Source organism: Methylobacterium sp. Leaf104 (assembly GCF_001422885.1).
In the GTDB taxonomy this organism is placed as follows: Bacteria; Pseudomonadota; Alphaproteobacteria; order Rhizobiales; family Beijerinckiaceae; genus Methylobacterium.
In genome coordinates this window covers 327,843-345,105 of the sequence record NZ_LMMZ01000012.1, presented here as the reverse complement: position 1 = coordinate 345,105, position 17,263 = coordinate 327,843, and the positions used below count along the sequence as shown (strand labels likewise).

At 70.8% G+C, this 17,263-nt stretch carries 16 protein-coding genes; 5 read left to right on the top strand and 11 right to left on the bottom strand.

The genetic code is table 11. From position 1 onward, the window contains the following. The first annotated feature begins 51 nt into the window (after nt 1-51). Nucleotides 52-603, top strand: coding sequence for a YcgN family cysteine cluster protein (locus ASF49_RS11040; protein WP_082511132.1), 552 nt, complete (start codon nt 52-54; stop codon nt 601-603). Nucleotides 604-654: 51 nt separating this feature from the next. Here the strand turns inward: ASF49_RS11040 and ASF49_RS11035 are convergent, their stop codons facing one another. The 4 genes from ASF49_RS11035 to ASF49_RS11020 form a co-directional block, all read right to left on the bottom strand. Continuing rightward, nucleotides 655-1,668, bottom strand: coding sequence for a bifunctional riboflavin kinase/FAD synthetase (locus tag ASF49_RS11035; protein ID WP_056472151.1), 1,014 nt, complete (start codon nt 1,666-1,668; stop codon nt 655-657). Between the two features lie 72 nt (nt 1,669-1,740). After that, nucleotides 1,741-2,991 carry a PepSY-associated TM helix domain-containing protein gene (locus tag ASF49_RS11030; RefSeq protein WP_243214520.1) on the bottom strand — a complete coding sequence of 417 codons (1,251 nt, stop codon included), beginning with the start codon at nt 2,989-2,991 and terminating at the stop codon, nt 1,741-1,743. Next, nucleotides 2,988-5,183 (bottom strand): TonB-dependent siderophore receptor, encoded by a 2,196-nt coding sequence (locus tag ASF49_RS11025; RefSeq protein WP_056472143.1) that lies wholly within the window; start codon nt 5,181-5,183, stop codon nt 2,988-2,990. The genes ASF49_RS11030 and ASF49_RS11025 overlap by 4 nt, the downstream gene beginning before the upstream one ends. A 216-nt stretch (nt 5,184-5,399) precedes the next feature. Continuing rightward, entirely contained in the window at nt 5,400-7,637 is a 2,238-nt protein-coding gene (locus tag ASF49_RS11020; RefSeq protein ID WP_082511131.1) for a TonB-dependent siderophore receptor, read from the bottom strand. A gap of 218 nt (nt 7,638-7,855) precedes the next feature. On the opposite strand from ASF49_RS11020, the gene ASF49_RS11015 reads away from it, so the two are divergent. After that, nucleotides 7,856-9,109 (top strand): adenosylmethionine--8-amino-7-oxononanoate transaminase, encoded by a 1,254-nt coding sequence (locus ASF49_RS11015; RefSeq protein WP_056472735.1) that lies wholly within the window; start codon nt 7,856-7,858, stop codon nt 9,107-9,109. A 177-nt stretch (nt 9,110-9,286) separates the two neighbouring features. Beyond that, on the top strand, nt 9,287-9,673 hold the full coding sequence (locus ASF49_RS11010) for a response regulator (RefSeq protein WP_243214521.1): 387 nt from the start codon (nt 9,287-9,289) through the stop codon (nt 9,671-9,673). A gap of 12 nt (nt 9,674-9,685) precedes the next feature. On the opposite strand, the gene ASF49_RS11005 is transcribed toward ASF49_RS11010, so the two are convergent. The 5 genes from ASF49_RS11005 to rfbF are packed head-to-tail and all read right to left on the bottom strand — an operon-like array spanning nt 9,686 to nt 14,266. Then, a complete protein-coding gene (locus ASF49_RS11005) occupies nt 9,686-10,591 on the bottom strand; it encodes an NAD-dependent epimerase/dehydratase family protein (RefSeq protein ID WP_056472140.1) in 906 nt (301 codons plus the stop codon). Beyond that, entirely contained in the window at nt 10,588-11,118 is a 531-nt protein-coding gene (locus ASF49_RS11000; RefSeq protein WP_056472137.1) for a dTDP-4-dehydrorhamnose 3,5-epimerase family protein, read from the bottom strand. The genes ASF49_RS11005 and ASF49_RS11000 overlap by 4 nt, the downstream gene beginning before the upstream one ends. 4 nt (nt 11,119-11,122) lie before the next feature. Beyond that, a complete protein-coding gene (locus ASF49_RS10995) occupies nt 11,123-12,355 on the bottom strand; it encodes a class I SAM-dependent methyltransferase (RefSeq protein ID WP_056472730.1) in 1,233 nt (410 codons plus the stop codon). A gap of 5 nt (nt 12,356-12,360) precedes the next feature. After that, entirely contained in the window at nt 12,361-13,467 is a 1,107-nt protein-coding gene (gene rfbG, locus ASF49_RS10990) for a CDP-glucose 4,6-dehydratase (RefSeq protein WP_243214522.1), read from the bottom strand. Nucleotides 13,468-13,498: 31 nt separating this feature from the next. Next, nucleotides 13,499-14,266 (bottom strand): glucose-1-phosphate cytidylyltransferase, encoded by a 768-nt coding sequence (rfbF, locus tag ASF49_RS10985; RefSeq protein ID WP_055946355.1) that lies wholly within the window; start codon nt 14,264-14,266, stop codon nt 13,499-13,501. A 337-nt stretch (nt 14,267-14,603) separates the two neighbouring features. Between rfbF and ASF49_RS10980 the strand changes: the two genes are divergently transcribed. Further along, on the top strand, nt 14,604-15,224 hold the full coding sequence (locus tag ASF49_RS10980; RefSeq protein ID WP_431739898.1) for a MarR family winged helix-turn-helix transcriptional regulator: 621 nt from the start codon (nt 14,604-14,606) through the stop codon (nt 15,222-15,224). 67 nt (nt 15,225-15,291) lie between these two features. Here the strand turns inward: ASF49_RS10980 and ASF49_RS10975 are convergent, their stop codons facing one another. Then, nucleotides 15,292-15,561: a hypothetical protein gene (locus ASF49_RS10975; protein WP_056472134.1), complete on the bottom strand. Its 270-nt coding sequence runs from the start codon at nt 15,559-15,561 to the stop codon at nt 15,292-15,294. Between the two features lie 251 nt (nt 15,562-15,812). Between ASF49_RS10975 and ASF49_RS10970 the strand changes: the two genes are divergently transcribed. Next, nucleotides 15,813-16,760: a DMT family transporter gene (locus ASF49_RS10970; protein ID WP_442919038.1), complete on the top strand. Its 948-nt coding sequence runs from the start codon at nt 15,813-15,815 to the stop codon at nt 16,758-16,760. Here ASF49_RS10970 and ASF49_RS10965 read toward each other — a convergent pair. Continuing rightward, entirely contained in the window at nt 16,751-17,017 is a 267-nt protein-coding gene (locus ASF49_RS10965) for a hypothetical protein (protein WP_056472129.1), read from the bottom strand. The genes ASF49_RS10970 and ASF49_RS10965 overlap by 10 nt on opposite strands. Between the last annotated feature and the right edge of the window lie 246 nt (nt 17,018-17,263).

Below are 17,263 nucleotides of genomic sequence, written 5' to 3'. Positions count from 1 at the left end.
ACAGGGGCGGATCACCCGGATTCTCGCCGCTCCCAGCCCAAGGTGTTCCCCATGCGGGACCGCTCGGCCGCGCGTTCCCCAACGCCGCGGGCCTTTCCAGAAACCGCACCGTCCAAGAGCTCCGCTCCGGCCTCGGAGCCGTTCTGGCGGACCAAGAGCCTGGAGGCGATGTCGCCGGCTGAGTGGGAGAGCCTGTGCGACGGCTGCGGCCGCTGCTGCCTCCTCAAGCTCGAGGACGAGGACACGGCGGAAGTCTACCACACCGATGTCGGCTGCACCCTCCTCGACGGCCATGGCTGCCGCTGCCGGGACTATGCCCGGCGCCAGAAGCGGGTGCCCGACTGCGTGCGCCTGACGCCGGAAGCTGTCCGTACGATCCCGTGGCTGCCGCCGACCTGCGCCTATCGCCTGATCCGCGAGGGCCGCGACCTCTACGACTGGCATCCCCTCGTCTCCGGCCGCGCCGCCAGCGTGCACGAGGCCGGCATCTCCGTGCGGGGCCGTGTGTCGGGCAACGAGGAGGAGTTCACAGCCGACGAACTCCTCGACCGGATCGTGACCTGGCCCAATCGCACACCCGAGACCGAGGACGACGCGGACTGAACGCGCCGCAGGCCGGATCCGGGCGGTCCCGGTGATCGGACCACCATCGGATCAGGCGTCGAACATCGAGGGCACCACGTCCTCGGCGATGATCCGGCGGGCCTCCGCCGCGTCGCGATGCATCTGGGCGATCAGGGCCTCCGCTCCGTCGAAGCGGACCTCGCCACGGATGTAGCCCAGGAACTCCACCGCGATCGTCCGGCCATAGAGATCGCCGGAGAAGTCGAACAGGTTGACCTCCAGGAGCGGAGCGCCGTCATCGAAGGTCGGGCGCCGGCCGTAGCTGGCGACCCCGTCCGTCACCCGGCCGTCGGGCAGGCGCACGCGGACCGCATAGATGCCGTGGGCGAGATTGCAGGCGGTCAGCGCCACGTTGGCGGTGGGATAGCCGAGGGTGCGCCCGCGCTTGTCGCCGTGGCGGACCTTGCCGGAGACGAACCAGCGGTAGCCCAGGAGGGCATTGGCCCGGGCCACCACGCCCTCGGCCAGGGCCGCCCGGATCGCGCTCGACGAGACCGGCTCCGCCCCCGCGCTCAGGCCCACGGGCGGAATGATGCGGCAGCTCAGGCCCGCCTGCGCACAGAGGTCGGCGAGCAAGGCAGGCGTACCCTCGCGGCCTCGTCCGAAATGGAAGTCGTGGCCGATGACGACCCCGGCCACCCCGAGGTCGCGCACCAGCAATCTCTCGACGAACTCGCGCGCACTGGTCCCCGCCAAGCTCGCGTCGAAGCGGCGCACGATCAGCCCGTCGAGGCCGAGATGGGCGAAGACGATCTCCTTGGCGTCCGCGTCTGTGAGGCGGAACATGGGGAGATGTGGCGCGAAATAGGCGCGCGGATGCGGCTCGAAGGTGAGGGCGACCGCCGGGCGGGCGGCCGCCCGGGCAGTCTCGCGGACGGCGGCGATCAGGGCGCGGTGGCCGAGATGCACCCCGTCGAAATTGCCGATCGCCGCGATGGGGCCGGCGATCGCGGGCGGCACCGGCTCGTCCTCGCGGCAGATCGTGAAGCGTCGCTCGGGCGCGGATGCGGCGGGCGGAACGGTGGATTCGTCGCCAGACGACATCGGATCTCAGGAGTTGCAGCGGTCGGGGTCGGGAGCTGTGGCGGCGGAACCTGTCGAAAACCGGTCGGGGGGTCAAGCGCGCGGGCTGAGTGCGGAGCTCGCGGTGCGGCCCGTCCCCGCTTGCACGCGCCGCCGTGCCTTCGCCGCGCGGCGCCCGATGTAGAGCAGAAGTCCCGTCACCAGGAAGAGCGGCATCAGCAGGGCCGCGACGAGGAAGATCGGCGGCCCGAGGAGGCCGAAGATGCGCCCGCTGTGCACGTCGAGCATGTTGGCGGCGATGCGGACGCCGAGCGGGCGCTCCCCTCCGATCTCGCGCACGAGGATGCGCCCGCTGGATGCCTCGATCCGTGTGTCGTCGCGCCATCCGTTCCGATTCTCGGAGCGGATGCGCACCGGCCCGGTGAGGCCCGCGGGCAGGAGCAGGGTGGCACGGGTGAAGTGTCCGTCATCCGCCGTGCGGAAGGCCGACCAGGCGGCGTCGAGCGACGGCGCCCCTGCGCTGCCCAGCCCCTCATCCGTTCGACGGCCCCCACCTGCAACCTCTCCCTTCGCCGCGGCGTCCCTCCGACCGGCGGCCAGCCCGTTCGTCTTCTCTGCCGGCGGTTTGCCGTCCGCCATCCGGGTGATGGTCTCGCCGCGGGTGAGGAGGGCGGTGACGACCTCGCGATAGCCGTCGAAGGACCACCACAGCCCGCTCAGGGCAATGACGAGGTAGACCGGCAGCACCCAGGTTCCGGCCACCGAATGCAGCGACCAGTAGGTCGGCCGGCCCCATTGCCGGAGATGGGGCTTCAGCCAGATCCGCAGGGACATCACCTTCGGCCAGCGCAGGTAGAGACCGGTGCAGAGCAGCACGAGGAGCGCGATGACGCTCGCGCCGGTCAGGGTCCGGCCCCAGCCCTTGCCGTCGCCGGGCAGGAGCAGCCATCGGTGCAGGCGCCGGATGGTAACGAAGGTCTCCTCCATCCGCGCTGCGCCCCGTACGGTGCCGTCATACGGGTCGAGGTAGAGGGAGGGCGGCCGCTGGCCGGTGGCGGGATCGCGCCCGAGCCGCACCATCGCGGCGGTGCCGGGCTCGGCCGAGAGCGTGAGGTTCGCCACCGTGTCGGGACGCTGGGCATGGAAGCGGGCCAGGAGGGCATCCGGCGTGAGCGGATCCTCCGCCCGGGGGGCGACCCGGATCAGGTCCGCGTCGAAGGCTTCGCCGATGGCGTCCTCGTAGCTCAGGAGGGCGCCGGTGACGCCCGCCACGGCCAGGATCAACCCGGCCCCGAGCCCCAGCAGCCAGTGCAGCTGGAACAGGACGGCGCGCAGGTGCCTCACCACGCCACCCGTGCGGTCACCAGGGCCTGGAAGGGCTCGCCCACCGCCACCAGCAGGTTGCTGCCGCCCGAGGAGGGATAATAGGTGCGGTCGAACAGGTTCTTGAGATTGAGCTGGAGCGTGGTCGGCAAGCCGTTCACCTGGGTGTTGTAGGCGAGGAACGCGTCGCAGACGACGTATTCGGGCAGGGAGAAGCTGTTGGCGGCGTCCCCCGGTCGGGCGCCGACATAGCGTGCGCCGAAGCCCGCTTCCAGGAATCCCGCGCCGAGGCGCGTCGCGCCGAACTCGGTCGCCTCGGCGATCGCGCCGAACTGGTGCGTGAGAAAGGCCGAGGCGGTGACCCGCGGGGTGTTGAGGAGTTGCTTGCCCGCCAGCACCGGGTCCTGGGTGACTTCCGCCTGGGTGAAACCGTAGCTGGCGATCACCGCCCAGTCGGGCAGGATCTGGCCGGCGACGTCGAGCTCGAACCCGCGCGAGCGCACCTTGCCGGCGGTGGTCGCCACGGTGAGGCCCTGGCCGTTGACCTGCGTCACCAGCACGTTCGCCTTGTCGATGTCGAACATCGCGCCCGTCACCGTGAGTCCGGCGGCGACGTCCGCCTTCACGCCGACCTCGAAGGCCGCACCCTCCTCGGGCGGGAGGGCGCCGACGATGTTGGCCAGCGACGTGTTGGGTTTGAAGGATTGCGCGTAGCTGCCGTAGAGCGAAAGGTTGGGAGCGAGCTTGTAGACGAGGCCGACCCGCGGCAGGACCCGCACCCCGTCGATGTCGGTATAGGCCACCGCCGGCGTCCCCTTGGCGCCGAACTGGTCGAAGATCTGCGCGCTGACCCCGGCCACCAGGATCCACTGGTCGGTGAGGTGGAGCGAGTCCTGCAGATAGAGGCTGGTATTCACTAAGCGTTCGCGCAGGTTGCTGTCGGCGGGCGAGATCACCGACACCGCCGCGAGGCTGCCGTAGACCGGCCGGAACGGGTTGAACCCCGCCCGGTTCGGACCCCGGATGATGTCGGGCCGGCCGTAGTCGATGTTCTCGTAGGTCACCCCGGCCAGGAGGTCGTTGCGCAGGCCGAAGGCGTCGAAGCTGCCGGTCAGGTCGAGGCGGGCGACGTGGGCGTTGAAGTCCGCGTTGCGGGTGCCGTCGGCCCGGCGGGTGAGGAGGCCGGTGGCCGGGAAGTAGGTGACCGGCCGGATCTGGTCCTCGTCGTAGCCGAGATGGGAGTAGGTGTAGCCGAAATGGAGCTTCCAGGCGTTGTCGAAGCGGTGGTCGACGTCGAGGGTGGCGAGATGGCTGGTGGCCGCGTGCTCGCTCGAACGTTCGTCGAAGCGGCGGTCGCGCGCCACCCGCAAGGCGCGCCCGGTGCGGGGATCGAAGATCGTGCCGCGATCGTAGGGCACGCGGTAATGGCCGAACTCGTAGCCCACCGTCACGGTGGTGTCGTCGCCCTGCCAGGTCAGCGAGGGGGCCACGACCTGCCGGCTGAGATGGCCGAAATTGCGCCAGTAGGCGTAGCTCTGGATGTCGGCCACCATCCGGTAGGCGAGGTTGGTGCCCGCGATCGGTCCGGTGAGGTCGCCCTGCACGAGGCCGCCGTCGAAACTCGTCCCCGTGAGGTTGAGCGAGCCGTGCGCGGTGAACTCGGGCCGCTTCGAGACGAGGTTGATCAGGCCGCCCGGGTCGGTGATGCCGTAGAGGAGCGAGGCCGGGCCCTTGAGCACCTCCACGCGCTCGATGGCGTAGCTGAAGTTCTGCTGCAGGACGGTGCGGCGCCCGTCCCGCAGGATCGAGTCGTCGCGGAAGGTGCCGAAGCCGCGCCGCACCACCGCCTCCTGCGTGCCGCCGACGCTGTTGGTCTGGGCGATGCCGCTGACGTTGCGCAGGGCTTCGTCGAGCGAGATCACGCGCTGGTCGCGCAGCACCCCGGCGGAGACCACGGCGATGTTGGCCGGCGTGTCGAGGATCGCGGTGTCGGCGCCCGCCCCGAAGGTCGAGCGCCTGGGCTGGTAGCCGACGGTGGCGAGTCCGTTGCCCAGACCGGCCACGCTGAGTTCCTCGAGGGTGACGGCGGACGGCGACGCCGCCTGGTCCGAAGCGCCCTGGGCCTGCACGGCGGTCCCGGTGGCGAGGAGCAGGAGAAGGCCGGTCGGCAGGGGCCGCCGCGTGGCGGCGAACGGGCGGGGAGCGGAAGGCATGACGGGTCCGTGCGGAGAAGCCGGTACCTCTACCGGCTCCCCCGCGGAATTTCCATTGTGGATACCAAGATTAGAAACATTCAAAAACAGAAGAGAAGTTGAGCTCTGGAATGATTCTTGGATCTCGTGCAGTGAAAGCAAGATCAGCCCGGCCGGTTCGTCCCGGTATCAGAATCCGAGGTGACCCGGCATCCCGCCCGGCTTCGGCGCACCCGCTCACCAGGCGACGCGGGCGGTGACCAGGGCCTGGAAGGGCTCGCCCACCGCCACCAGCAGGTTGCTGGCGCCGGCGGAGGGATAATAGGTCTCGTCGAACAGGTTCTTCAGGTTGAGCTGCAGGGTGGTCGGCAGGCCGTTCACCTGGGTCCGGTAAGACAGGAACGCGTCGCAGACCACGTAGTCCGGCATGGTGAAGCTGTTGGCCGCGTCTCCGGGGCGGACCCCGACGTAGCGGCTGCCGAACCCGGCCTCCAGGAAGCCAGGGCCGAGGAGGGTCGAGCCGAACGCCGTCGCGTCGGCGACGGCGCCGAGCTGATGGGTGAGGAACAGCGAGGCCGTGACGCGCGGCGTGTTCTGGAGCTGCTTGCCGGCGAGCACCGGATCCTCGGTGACGACCGCCTGGGTGAAGCCGTAGCTGCCGATCACGGCCCAGTCGGGCAGGATCTGCCCCGCGAAATCGAGTTCGAAGCCACGCGAGCGCACCTTGCCCGCGGTCGAGCCGAAGCGGGTGCCGTCGATCACCTGGGTGATCAGAACGTTGCTCTTCTCGGCATCGAACATCGCGCCGGTGATCAGGAGGCCGTCGGCGACCTCCGCCTTGACCCCCACCTCGTAGGCCGTCCCCTCTTCCGGCAGCAGCGCCCCGGTCACATCGAGGTCGGTGACGTTGGGGCGAAAGGACTGCGTGTAGCTTCCATAGAGCGAGAGATTGGGCGCGAGCTTGTAGACGAGCCCGGCCCGCGGCACCGGCTTCACGCCGTCGATGGCGGTCGAGATCACGGCGGGGCGGCCCGCATAGGCGAGCTGGTCGTAGATCTGAGCGCTGATCCCGCCCACCAGGATGAGCCGGTCGGTGAGGTGGAGCGAATCCTGAAGATAGAGGCTGGTGTTGCTGAGTCGGTCGCGGTTGTTGCTGGCCGCCAGCGAGACCCGGTCGGAGGCGCCCATCAGGCCGTAGACGGGGTCGAACGGGTCGAACCCGCCGACGTTCGGTCCCCGCACGCTGGTCTTCCGATAATAGTCGATCCGCTCGACCATCGCCCCGGCGAGGAGATCGTTGCGCAGGCCGAAGGTCTCGAAGCGCCCCGTCAGGTCGAGGCGGGCCACGTGGGCCTCGAAATCCCCGCCGCGCGTCGCGTCCGCCCGGCGCGTCAGGAGGCGCGTGTCGGAATTGTAGGCGACGGGTCGGATCTGGTTGTCGTCGTAGCCGAGCCGCGAATAGCTGTAGCCGAAGTGAAGCCTCCAATCCGCGTCGAACCGGTGGTCGACATCGATCGTGGCGAGATGGCTCTCGGCGTCCACCTTGCTGACGCGCTCGTCGAAGCGGCGGTCGCGGGGCACGCGAAGGGCGCGCCCGGTGCGCGGGTCGAAGGTGGTGCCCCGGTCGAAGGGGATACTGTAATGCGTGAACTCGTAGCCCACCGTCACGGTGGTGTCGTCGCCGCGCCAGGTCAGCGACGGGGCGACGACCTGCCGGCGGATCTGCCCGAAATTGCGCCAGTAGGCATAGTCCTGAAAGTCGCCGACGACCCGGTAGGCGAGGTTGGTGTCCTGGATCGGGCCGGTGAGGTCGGCCTGGACGAGACCGCCGCCGAAGCTCGTCCCGGTCAGGTCGAGGGAGCCGCGAGGCGTGAAGTCCGGACGTTTCGAGACGAGGTTGATCAGGCCGCCGGGCTCCGAGATGCCGTAGAGGAGCGAGGCCGGACCCTTCAGGACCTCGACCCGCTCGATGGCATGGTTGAAGTTCTGCTGCAGAACCGTGCGGCGCCCGTCCCGCAGGATCGAGCTGTCGCGGGAGAAGCCGAAGCCGCGCCGGATGACGGCCTCCTGCGTTCCGCCGAGGCTGTTGGTCTGCACCACGCTGCTGACGTTGCGCAGGGCCTCGTCGAGGCTCAGCACCCGCTGATCGCGCAGCACGGCGTTCGGCACGATGGCGATGTTGGCCGGTGTGTCGAGGAGGGGCGTGTCGGACCCCGCTCCGAAGCTCGTGCGCCGGGGCTGGTAGCCGATCACCGCCCCGCCGTCGCCCGCGACCCGGATCTCATCAAGGGCGACGGACGAGAAATCGGGCTGCTGCGCGGCCGTCGGCCCGGCCTGAAGCAGGAGCGCGGCACCCGAGATCCATCCCGCCGAAATCCACCGCGTCGAGATCCATGGCGAGATCCATGCGGCCGGACCCGCAGGTTTCCGGACGCAGGACGAGATGCGGTGATGACGTCGGGCCTGACGGGACATGATCGCTCCTGGTCGGGGGTCGATCTGCCGTAGGATAGTCTTGATTTCATAACAATAGCCATCGCGTATATTGGAATATATCTAAGTCTGCTGTTATATATGTCAGGATATCAATATATTTCACAAACTAAACTTCATGCCGAATGATCCCGGGTCCCGTGCGGAGCATCGCGCCCCGCCTTGACCCGGGGTCTGCGCCGGCCCATCCCCTGCGGGTCATGGACAGCCCGCACATCCAACATCTCTGGCGGCCCTACACACAGATGCGGGGGGCGGCCCCGCCGCTGGAGGCCGTGCGCACGCACGGGTCGCGCATCGTGCTCTCCGACGGGCGCGAGCTGATCGACGGCATCGCCTCGTGGTGGACGGCGGCCCACGGCTACAACCATCCCCACATCCGCGCCGCCGTGGCGGCGCAGCTCGAAGCGATGCCGCACGTGATGTTCGGGGGATTCACCCATGCCCCCGCGGAGCGCCTGGCCGCGCGCCTCGCGGCCCTGCTTCCGGGCGATCTCGATCACGTCTTCTTCACGGATTCCGGCTCGGTGGCGGTCGAGGTCGCCCTGAAGATGGCGGTCCAGATGTGGATCAACCGGGGCGTCGCCGGCCGCACCCGCATCCTGGCCTTCCGGGAGGGCTATCACGGCGACACCCTGGGGGCGATGTCGGTCTGCGACCCCGACGAGGGCATGCACCGGCGCTTCGGCGCCTACCTGCCGACCCAGGTCTTCTGCGATCTGCCCCGGACGGCGGCGCAGGCCGCCGCCCTCGACGCGACCCTGGCGGCCGAGCGCGAGAGCCTGGCGGCGGTGATCGTGGAGCCCCTGGTCCAGGGCGCCGGTGGCATGCGGATGCACCCCCCCGAGGTGCTGGCGACGGTGGCGCGGCTGGCGGCACATCACGGATTGCCGCTCATCGCCGACGAGATCTTCACTGGTTTCGGGCGCACCGGGACCCTGTTCGCCTGCGAGCAGGCCGGCATCGTGCCGGACATCCTCTGCCTGTCGAAGGCGCTCACCGGCGGCACGATGGCGCTGGCCGCCACCGTGGCCACGCGGGCCGTGTTCGAGAGCTTCCTCTCCGACGATCCGGCCGCCGCCCTCATGCACGGACCGACCTTCATGGCGAATCCGCTCGCCTGCGCGGCGGCCGATGCCAGCCTCGACCTGTTCGCGCGCGAGCCGCGCCTCGCTCAGGCCGCCGCCCTCGCGGCGGCCCTCGCGGACGGGCTCGAACCCCTGCGGGGCCTGCCGCACGTGGCCGACATCCGGGTCCTCGGAGCGATCGGGGCGGTGCAGTTCCGCGAGGCTCCCGATCTCGCGGACTTGAAGCGCCGCTTCCTCGCGCGCGGCACCTGGGTGCGGCCCTTCGGCGACATCGTCTACCTGACGCCCGCGCTGACGATCGCACCGCAGGATCTGGCCGAACTCCTCGACGCCATGCGCGCGGTGGTGCGGGAGACCGCCGCCTGACGGCGAGACCCCGCGCCCGGTGCAACCCACGCCCCCGTCGCTCGTTGGGATGACGTTGCGCTGGCCCCATGTCCAGAATCTCCGGAATCCCCGATCGCGTCCTGCGAGCCTTCCGGCTCCACGCGAGGGGTCCGGTCCCGGGTGGGGCCCGCGGCCAGACAGGCTGGAGGGTGCATCGTGGTGGATGAGGCGAAGGCGAACGACGACCGGCCGGTGATCCTGCTGGTGGAGGACGAGGCCCTGACGATCATGGACCTCGGCGACGTTCTCGAGAATGGCGGCTACGAGACCGTGCAATGCGCCTCGGCCGAGCGGGCACTCGGCATCATCCAGTCTCGCCCCGACATCTGCGGCCTGGTCACGGATGTCGAACTGTCCGGCAAGACCAACGGCTTCGAACTCGCGACGGCGGTGTCCGAGGCCCGCCCGCAGCTGCCCATCGTCATCGTCTCGGGCCGTGCCGCTCCCGATCCCGAGCGCATGCCGAAGGGCGCCAAGTTCATCGCCCGGCCCTGCACCGGCGAGGACATCCTGTCCCAGCTCAAGGGCCTGCTGCCCTGCTGAGGGCATGACCCCTCAGCCTGGCGCGCTCCCCCGGGCGCGCCACCAGGCGACGGTATCGTCGAGGCCGCGCGGCAGATCGAAATGCGGCCGGAAACCGACGGCTTCCGTCAGGATGCGGGTCCCGGCCGCGATGATGGGCGGCTCCGTCGCGCTCAGGGGCCGGGCGCCGAAATCCAGGTGCTCGGCGCCGCCGAGCCGGGCGGCGAGCCCTTCGAGGAGCGCGCGCACCGGAATCGCCGTGCCCGAGCCGATGTTCACCGGTCCGCTCGCGTCGCCCGCCACCAGGGCGGCCAAGGCCTCGGCGGCATCCGCGACGTGCAGGAAGTCGCGGCACTGGCGCCCGTGCGAGGTCGGGAACGCGGTGCCGGCCATCAGCGCGTGGACCGCATCCGATACGAGCCGCCCGCGGCGCTCGCCGGGGCCGTAGAGGTAGAACAGCCGACCCCAGGCGAAGCTCAGGCCGTGCTGGGCGGCATGAGCCGCCAGGATGCGCCGGGTCCCGTCCTTCGCGGCGCCGTAGAGCGTCGCGGGCCGGCAGGGGGTCGTCGCCTCGTCGAAGCGGGGGGCGCCCCAGGCGTACTCGGCGCAGCTGCCGACGCCGACGAAGCGGCGGCCCCCGGCGGCCGTGAAGGCCTGTGCCAGGTCGAGGGTGGCCGCGACCCAGTCGAGGTTGCGGGCCGAGGTCCAGTAGCGGCCGGGCTCCGCGTCCCAGGCGAGGTGGAGGAGATGGCTCGGGCGGATCTCTGCGACCAGCGCGCGCCGGGCCTCGGGCACCAGCAGGTCGGCCGCGTGCCAGTGCGCCTCCGCCGAGGCCGCGCGCCCGACGCCGTGGACCTCGAAACCGCGCGCCCGCAGGGCCGGCACGGCGTGGCGCCCGACGAAGCCGGCCGCACCGGTGACGAGGACGCGCCCGCTCATCGCACCCAGTCGGGATAGGCGAGGTCGCGCTCGGCGATCACCGTGACGGGCTCCGGCCAGACGAGGTCGAGGCTCGGATCGTTCCAGCGCAGGCCCCGGGCGCTGCCGGCCACGTAGGGGCGGTCGATCATGTAGAGCACTTCCGCGCCGTCGCTGAGGGCCTGGAAGCCGTGGCCGAAGCCGGCCGGGATGTAGAGGGCGTGACGGTTCGCGGCGCTGAGCTCGGTCCCGTAGGCCCGGAGATAGGTGGCCGAATCCGGCCGCAGGTCGACGACGACGTCGTGGATCGCTCCGGCCGTGCAGCGCACCAGCTTGGTCTCCCCGTGGGGCTCGGCGGCGAAGTGCAGCCCGCGCACGGTGCCGCGCCGGGCGTTGTAGGAGATGCTGGATTGCGCGAAGGCGCCGATCAGCCCGCGCGCGGCGAAATCCTCCGCGCAGGCGGTGCGGGCGAAGAGGCCGCGCGCGTCGGCATGGGGTTCGGGGACGATCCGGTACGCGCCGGCGAGCGGCAGGGCCTCGAAGCGCATCGGTTCAGAACACGGCCAGATGCGGGATCGCGGTGACGAAGCGCCCGTCCCAGGCACGGATCGCGGCCATCTCGGCCGCGATCTCGTCGCGCAGGTTCCAGGGCAGGATCAGGACGGAATCCGGCCGCAGTCCGAGCAGCGCCTCCGGCGAGACCACTGGGATGCGGCTGCCGGGGAGCAGCATGCCCTGCTTGTGCGGCGAGCGGTCGGCCACCGCCCGCACCAGCTCGGGGCCGATGCCGCAATAATTGAGGAAGGTGTTGCCCTTGGCCGCCGCCCCGTAGGCGCAGACCGTCCGGCCCGCCTCCCGCTCCGCGATGAGGAAGCGGAGCGCCGCGCACTTGATGTCGGTCACCGCCCGCCCGAAGCCCGCATAGCCGGCGGGCTCGAACAGGCGGGCCGCCCGCTCGGTCCGCACCACGCGCTCCAGGGCCTCCGTCGGGGCGTGGGCGGCACCCTCGCGACAGGCGAAGACGCGCAGCGAGCCGCCATGGGTCGGCCATTCCTCGACGTCGAACACGCGCAGGCCGTGCCGGCCCAGGACGCCGATCACCACCCCGAGGGAGAGGTACGAGAAGTGCTCGTGGTAGATCGTGTCGAACTGACGCTGCTCGATCATGCGCAGGAGATGCGGGAACTCGAAGGTCGCGACACCCTCGGGCTTCAGGAGGATGGCGAAGCCGGCCACGAAGTCGTGGAGGTCGGGCACGTGGGCGAGCACGTTGTTGGCCGCCATCAGGTCGGCCGCGTGACCCGCGGCGCGAAGGCGCCCGGCGGTCTCGGCTCCGAAGAACGCGACCTCGGTCGGCACGCCCCGCGCGCGGGCCGCCGCCGCCACGTTGGCGGCGGGTTCCACCCCGAGGGCCGGGATGCCCCGCGCGACGACGTATTGCAGCAGGTAGCCGTCGTTGCTCGCCACCTCCACGACCTTGCTCCCGGCCCCGAGGCCGAAGCGCGCCTGCATGGCGGCGACATAGGCCTCCGCGTGGGCGAGCCAGCCCGCCGAGAAGCCCGAGAAGTAGGCGTAGTCCGAGAAGATCGCCTCCGGCGTCTCGAAGGCTTCGAGCTGCACCAGGAAGCAAGCGTCGCAGACATAGGCGTGGAGCGGGTGGAAGGTCTCGCCGCGGTTGGCCCGGTCCGCCGGCACGTAGGCGTTGGCGAGCGGCGACAGCCCGAGGTCGATCAGGCTCCGGTCGAGAGGCGCGCCACAGGCGCGGCAGGGACGATGTGCGCTCACGCCGGTCACGCTCCGAGAGCCTCGTAGGCGCCGATCTGCGCCAGGGTCAGGTCGCGGGCCGAGCCGCCGCCGGCCTGCGCCCGGTGCCAGGCCGCGGTCCAGGCGAGCGCCGCGTCGAGGCGCAGGCGCCGGTCCCAGCCGAGATGGGCGCGGGCCTTGGCCGAATCGACCTTGAGGAAGGTCGCCTCGTGCGGATGGATCGCCTCCGACAGGTGCCAGAGGGCATCCGACCCCCAGGCCTGGGCGAGCGCGTCGACGAGGTGGGCCACCGGCCGGCAATCCTCGTCGGCGGGGCCGAAGTTCCAGGCCTCGGCGTAGCGGGCTCCCGCCTCCCCGGACAGGCATTCGGCGAGGCGGAGATAGCCGCTCAAGGGCTCGAGCACGTGCTGCCAGGGCCGCGTGGCGTGGGGCGCGCGGATCTCCACGGATTCGCCCCGCGCGAAGGCGCGGACGATGTCGGGCACGAGCCGGTCCTCCGACCAGTCGCCGCCGCCGATGACGTTGCCCGCCCGGGCGGTGGCGACCCGGCAATCGCGCTCGGCGAGGAACGCGTCGCGATAGGCCGCCGCCACCAGCTCGGCGCAGGCCTTCGAGCTGCTGTAGGGGTCGTGCCCGCCGAGGGCCTCCTGCTCGCGGTAGCCCCAGGGCCATTCGCGGTTCGCGTAGGCCTTGTCGCTCGTCACCACCACGACGGCCCGGACGGAGGCGGTCGCCCGCACCGCATCCAGCACGTGGGCCGTGCCCATCACGTTGGTGGCGTAGGTGGCCAGCGGATCGCGGTAGGAGGCGCGCACCAGGGCCTGGGCCGCCATGTGGATGACGATCTCGGGCTCCGCGGCGGCGAGGCACGCGCGCACCGCCGCCGCGTCGCGGATGTCGCCGAGGTGCGAATCGAGGTCGGCACCGATGCCGGCCGCTTCGAACAGGCTCGGCGTGGCGTCGGGGGGCAGTGCCAGCCCGCTCACCCGCGCGCCCAGGCGCTCCAGCCACAGGCAGAGCCAGCCGCCCTTGAAGCCGGTATGGCCGGTGACGAGCACCCGCCGCCCGGCCCAGAAGGCGGGATCGGGATTCGGGTCGCGCGTGCGCGGCAGGGGGAAGGGCGAGGGCTGCACGCTCTGAAACGATCTCCGGTGGTGCGCCAGACTACCAGCACTTCCAGGGCGGCGCGTCCCCGGCCCACAGGGCTTCGAGGTGGTTCTTGTCCCGCAGGGTGTCCATGGCCTGCCAGAAGCCCGCATGGACGTAGGCCGCGAGCTGCCCGTCGGCGGCGAGGCCCTCCAGGGGCTCGGCCTCCCAGACCGTGGCGTCGCCCGCGATCCGGTCGAGCACGCGCGGCGAGAGCACGAAGAAGCCGCCGTTGATGGTCGCCCCGTCCCCGGCGGGCTTCTCGCGGAAGCGCCGCACGGTGCCGTCCTCCAGCTCCAGCGCCCCGAAGCGGCCCGGCGGCGTCACCGCCGTGAGGGTGGCGAGCTTGCCGTGCGCCCGGTGGAAGGCCGCCAGGGCCGTGAGGTCCACGTCGGCCACGCCGTCGCCGTAGGTCATGAAGAAGTCGTCGTCGCCGAGATAGTCGCGCACCCGCTTCAGGCGCCCGCCCGTCATCGTGGTCTCGCCGGTCTCGATCAGCGAGACGCGCCAGTCCTCGGCGGTGCTGCGGTGGAAGTCCACGTGGCCGCGCCCGATGTCGACGGTCACGTCGGACAGGTGCAGCCGGTAGTTCAGGAAGAACTCCTTGATGACGTAGCCCTTGTAGCCGAGGCAGATCACGAACTCGCGCACCCCGTGGGCGGCGAAGATCTGCATGATGTGCCAGAGGATCGGCCGGCCGCCGATCTCCAGCATGGGCTTGGGGCGGGTCACCGTCTCCTCGGAGAGGCGCGTGCCGAGACCGCCTGCGAGGATGACTGCCTTCATGGGGGCCTGCGGGGTCTTCGAATCCTGAGGAATCTCCGGGTCCCGAGAGGTCTTCGCAGATCCCGGGGAGCGTCGGCGGCGGTCCGCAACGCTTAATCGAGGGGTCGGGTTTCGTCCAGGCAGGCGCCCGAACGGACCCTTTAGCCGACTTTTCCCACCCGGACGGCCCCGATCCAGGGGCACTGTCATCGCAGCTTCATACGGCCCGGTCATGCCCCCATCGCGGGGAACGGTCACGGATGCCGGTGGATGCGCCGGGATGGACCGGCGCGGGCCAACCACCCGCGGGTTATCATGTCGGAGAGGATGAGCGATGCGGGCGGCTGACGAGCGCGGGATGGCCGAACCCGGCGAGGGCTCGGCCCGCGCGGCGATGGCCTCGCTCCCCGAGACGAGCGATGACAGGGATAGCGAGCGGAGCATGAGCAAGTCCGACAAGCGCCTGCGGCCTCCGGGCTCGAAGAGCGTCGGCTGGGCCCTGGTCCAGGCTGCCCGTCTGCATCGTTCCCGCGTCGGTGATCGCCTGGCCGCCCTCGACCTCTTCGCCGGGCAGGAACAGGTGGTGCAGGCGCTGGCTGCGGCCGGAACCATGACGATGGGCGACCTCGCCGCGACCCTGCGGGTGCGTCCGCCGACCGCCTCGAAGACCATCTCGCGCCTCGCTGCCCTCGGGTTCGTCGAGCGCCGCGCCGAGGCCGGCGACGGCCGGATCGTACGGGTGCGCCTCACCGAGACGGGCCTCGCCAAGGCCGCGGCCATCGAGCGGCTGTGGGACGATGTCGAGGCCGAACTCCTCGACGGCTTCGACGGCAAGGAGAAGCGCCGGCTGCGCAAGCTGCTGCGCAAGGCGGCGCGCAACCTCGCCGAGGTCTCGGGTGTCACCGGCCACGAGGTCGAGGGCGATTCCGAGATGGACGAGGACGAGCCGGACACCCTGGCGCTGCCGGGCGCCCTGTAGCGCGGCCCGTCGCCGGGGCGGCGACGCTCGATCGGGTGGCAGGCGAGAGCGCGGGGGCGTCTCGGCCTTAAGACGCCTTGGCTTTCGGCACCTTCGCCTTGCGCATCATGCCGGAACCCGCGTGCACGGCCTGCCGGCGCGTAAACAAACGTGCGCCACTCCGCTCCAGGAGAAAGGCCAGGCGTGTGGCGGCCCGGTCGAACAGCCAGATCGCCGCACAGAGCACGATGACGATCGCGCAGCCGAGGCCGATCAGCAGGCCCAGGATCCCCGGCGCGGGTAGAACCATCAGGCAGATCAGCCCGAAGGTGGCAAGCAACGGTATGGCCTTTGCCATGGATGGCCCTCCGCCAGCGACATTCCGGCGACGATGAACCGGACATCGATAAGAAAGCGTGCAGGTGGGGCGATTTCCCCGTGCGCTCGCAACCGGAGGTTCGCGCCGGCACGCGAAAGCGAGGGTCGATGCTTCCGGACCAGGGCGGACCCGAGCCCGACGCGGGTGTGCGCCGCCGCGGCCCTGCTCTAAAGCTTGCCCCTCTTCAGTTCAAACCGGGCGGAATGCCGCCCTGGATCGGGATCGGGTCGTTGGAGTCAGAAACAGGGGGCGCCGCGTCGAAGAACCGGCGCCTGGCCGGCATCGCGCTGATGTGCGGCACGCTGGCGTTCTTCGCCTGCCTCGACGCCTCGGCCAAGACTCTGGCCGGCCGCGGCGTCGATCCGCTGCTCTCGACCTTCATGCGCTACGCCGTCAACGTCACCCTGGTGCTGATGGTCCTCAATCCGATCCGAACCCCCGGGGTGGCGCGGACGAACCGGCTCACGCTTCAGGTCCTGCGCTCGCTGCTGCTGTTCGGCTCGACGGCCCTCAACTTCCTGGCCCTGCGCAAGCTCCAGCTCGCCGAGACCCTGTCGATCCAGTTCGCGACGCCCCTGATGGTGGCGCTGCTCGCGGGTCCGCTGCTGGGCGAATGGTCGTCGCCGCGGCGCCTCGTGGCGGTGGCGGTCGGCTTCCTCGGCGTGCTGGTCATCGTGCGGCCCGGCGTCGACGCATTCCAGCCCGCGGTGCTCCTCAGCATCGGCAACATGCTGTGCTACGCGTTCTACGTGCTGACCACGCGCAAGCTCGCGAGCGTCGATTCGACGGCCACGACGGTGTTCTACTCGGGGCTCGCCGGGCTCGCGGTGATGAGCCCGCTCCTGCCCTGGATCTGGACGACGCCGACGGCGTGGAGCACCTGGGCGCTGCTGGTCGGGGTCGGCCTGTTCGGCACTCTGGGACACTGGCTGCTGGTGCTCGCGCATGCCCGGGCACCCGCCAACGTGCTGGCGCCGTTCATCTATACCCAGCTGCTCTGGTCGGTGATGCTGGGCTACCTGATCTTCGGCGACGTGCCGAACCGATGGACGCTGATCGGCGCGTCCATCGTCATCGGGTCCGGGCTCTACCTCCTGACCCAGGAATCCACCCCCCGTGCGCGGCGCCGGCCGGACGCACGGCCCGCCACGCAGGATCCCGCATCCCCTCAGCGGTGACGGCGGTGATGGGAGTGGCGGCGGGACTTCATGCGGGTGCGGTAGGCGCGACGGCCCGGATCGATGCCGAGCGCCCCGTTCACGGTTCCCACCGCGCCGCCGACCGCGCCGCCGACGATGCCGCCCACCGGACCGGCGACCCGGTCACCCTCGGCCGCACCACGGCGGATGCCGCCCGGAAGGCCCTGCGCTTCGGCCGCGCCCGACAGGGCGAAGGCGGACAGGACGAGGCTGGCGGCGAGCAGAGTTTTTCTCATGATCGTATCTCCCAATGACGCCGCGTCTCGGTCACCCCTATCGGCGTGGTTCCCGGCGGACCGCCGGACGGCACCCGAACGCGTGCGGGACAACGGCCGAGCTTGAAAAAGGTCCCGAGGAAAATGCGCGGCGCGCGGAAGGCGGAAAGCTCGCTGGTCTCGCGCCTGCGCCGCTGCTAGAAGCCGGCGCATGTGCGTTGATGGTGATCCGCGCGGGCGGTTCGGCGTGCCGAGCGCGTCCCGGCC

Bases quoted from the DNA above. Each gene is read 5' to 3' on its own strand.
- ASF49_RS11040 (WP_082511132.1), top strand. From the start codon at position 52: ATGCGGGACCGCTCGGCCGCGCGTTCCCCAACGCCGCGGGCCTTTCCA.
- ASF49_RS11035 (WP_056472151.1), bottom strand. From the start codon at position 1,668: ATGTCGTCTGGCGACGAATCCACCGTTCCGCCCGCCGCATCCGCGCCC.
- ASF49_RS11025 (WP_056472143.1), bottom strand. From the start codon at position 5,183: ATGCCTTCCGCTCCCCGCCCGTTCGCCGCCACGCGGCGGCCCCTGCCG.
- ASF49_RS11020 (WP_082511131.1), bottom strand. From the start codon at position 7,637: ATGTCCCGTCAGGCCCGACGTCATCACCGCATCTCGTCCTGCGTCCGG.
- ASF49_RS11015 (WP_056472735.1), top strand. From the start codon at position 7,856: ATGGACAGCCCGCACATCCAACATCTCTGGCGGCCCTACACACAGATG.
- ASF49_RS11005 (WP_056472140.1), bottom strand. From the start codon at position 10,591: ATGAGCGGGCGCGTCCTCGTCACCGGTGCGGCCGGCTTCGTCGGGCGC.
- ASF49_RS11000 (WP_056472137.1), bottom strand. From the start codon at position 11,118: ATGCGCTTCGAGGCCCTGCCGCTCGCCGGCGCGTACCGGATCGTCCCC.
- rfbF (WP_055946355.1), bottom strand. From the start codon at position 14,266: ATGAAGGCAGTCATCCTCGCAGGCGGTCTCGGCACGCGCCTCTCCGAG.
- ASF49_RS10980 (WP_431739898.1), top strand. From the start codon at position 14,604: ATGGCCGAACCCGGCGAGGGCTCGGCCCGCGCGGCGATGGCCTCGCTC.
- ASF49_RS10975 (WP_056472134.1), bottom strand. From the start codon at position 15,561: ATGGCAAAGGCCATACCGTTGCTTGCCACCTTCGGGCTGATCTGCCTG.
- ASF49_RS10965 (WP_056472129.1), bottom strand. From the start codon at position 17,017: ATGAGAAAAACTCTGCTCGCCGCCAGCCTCGTCCTGTCCGCCTTCGCC.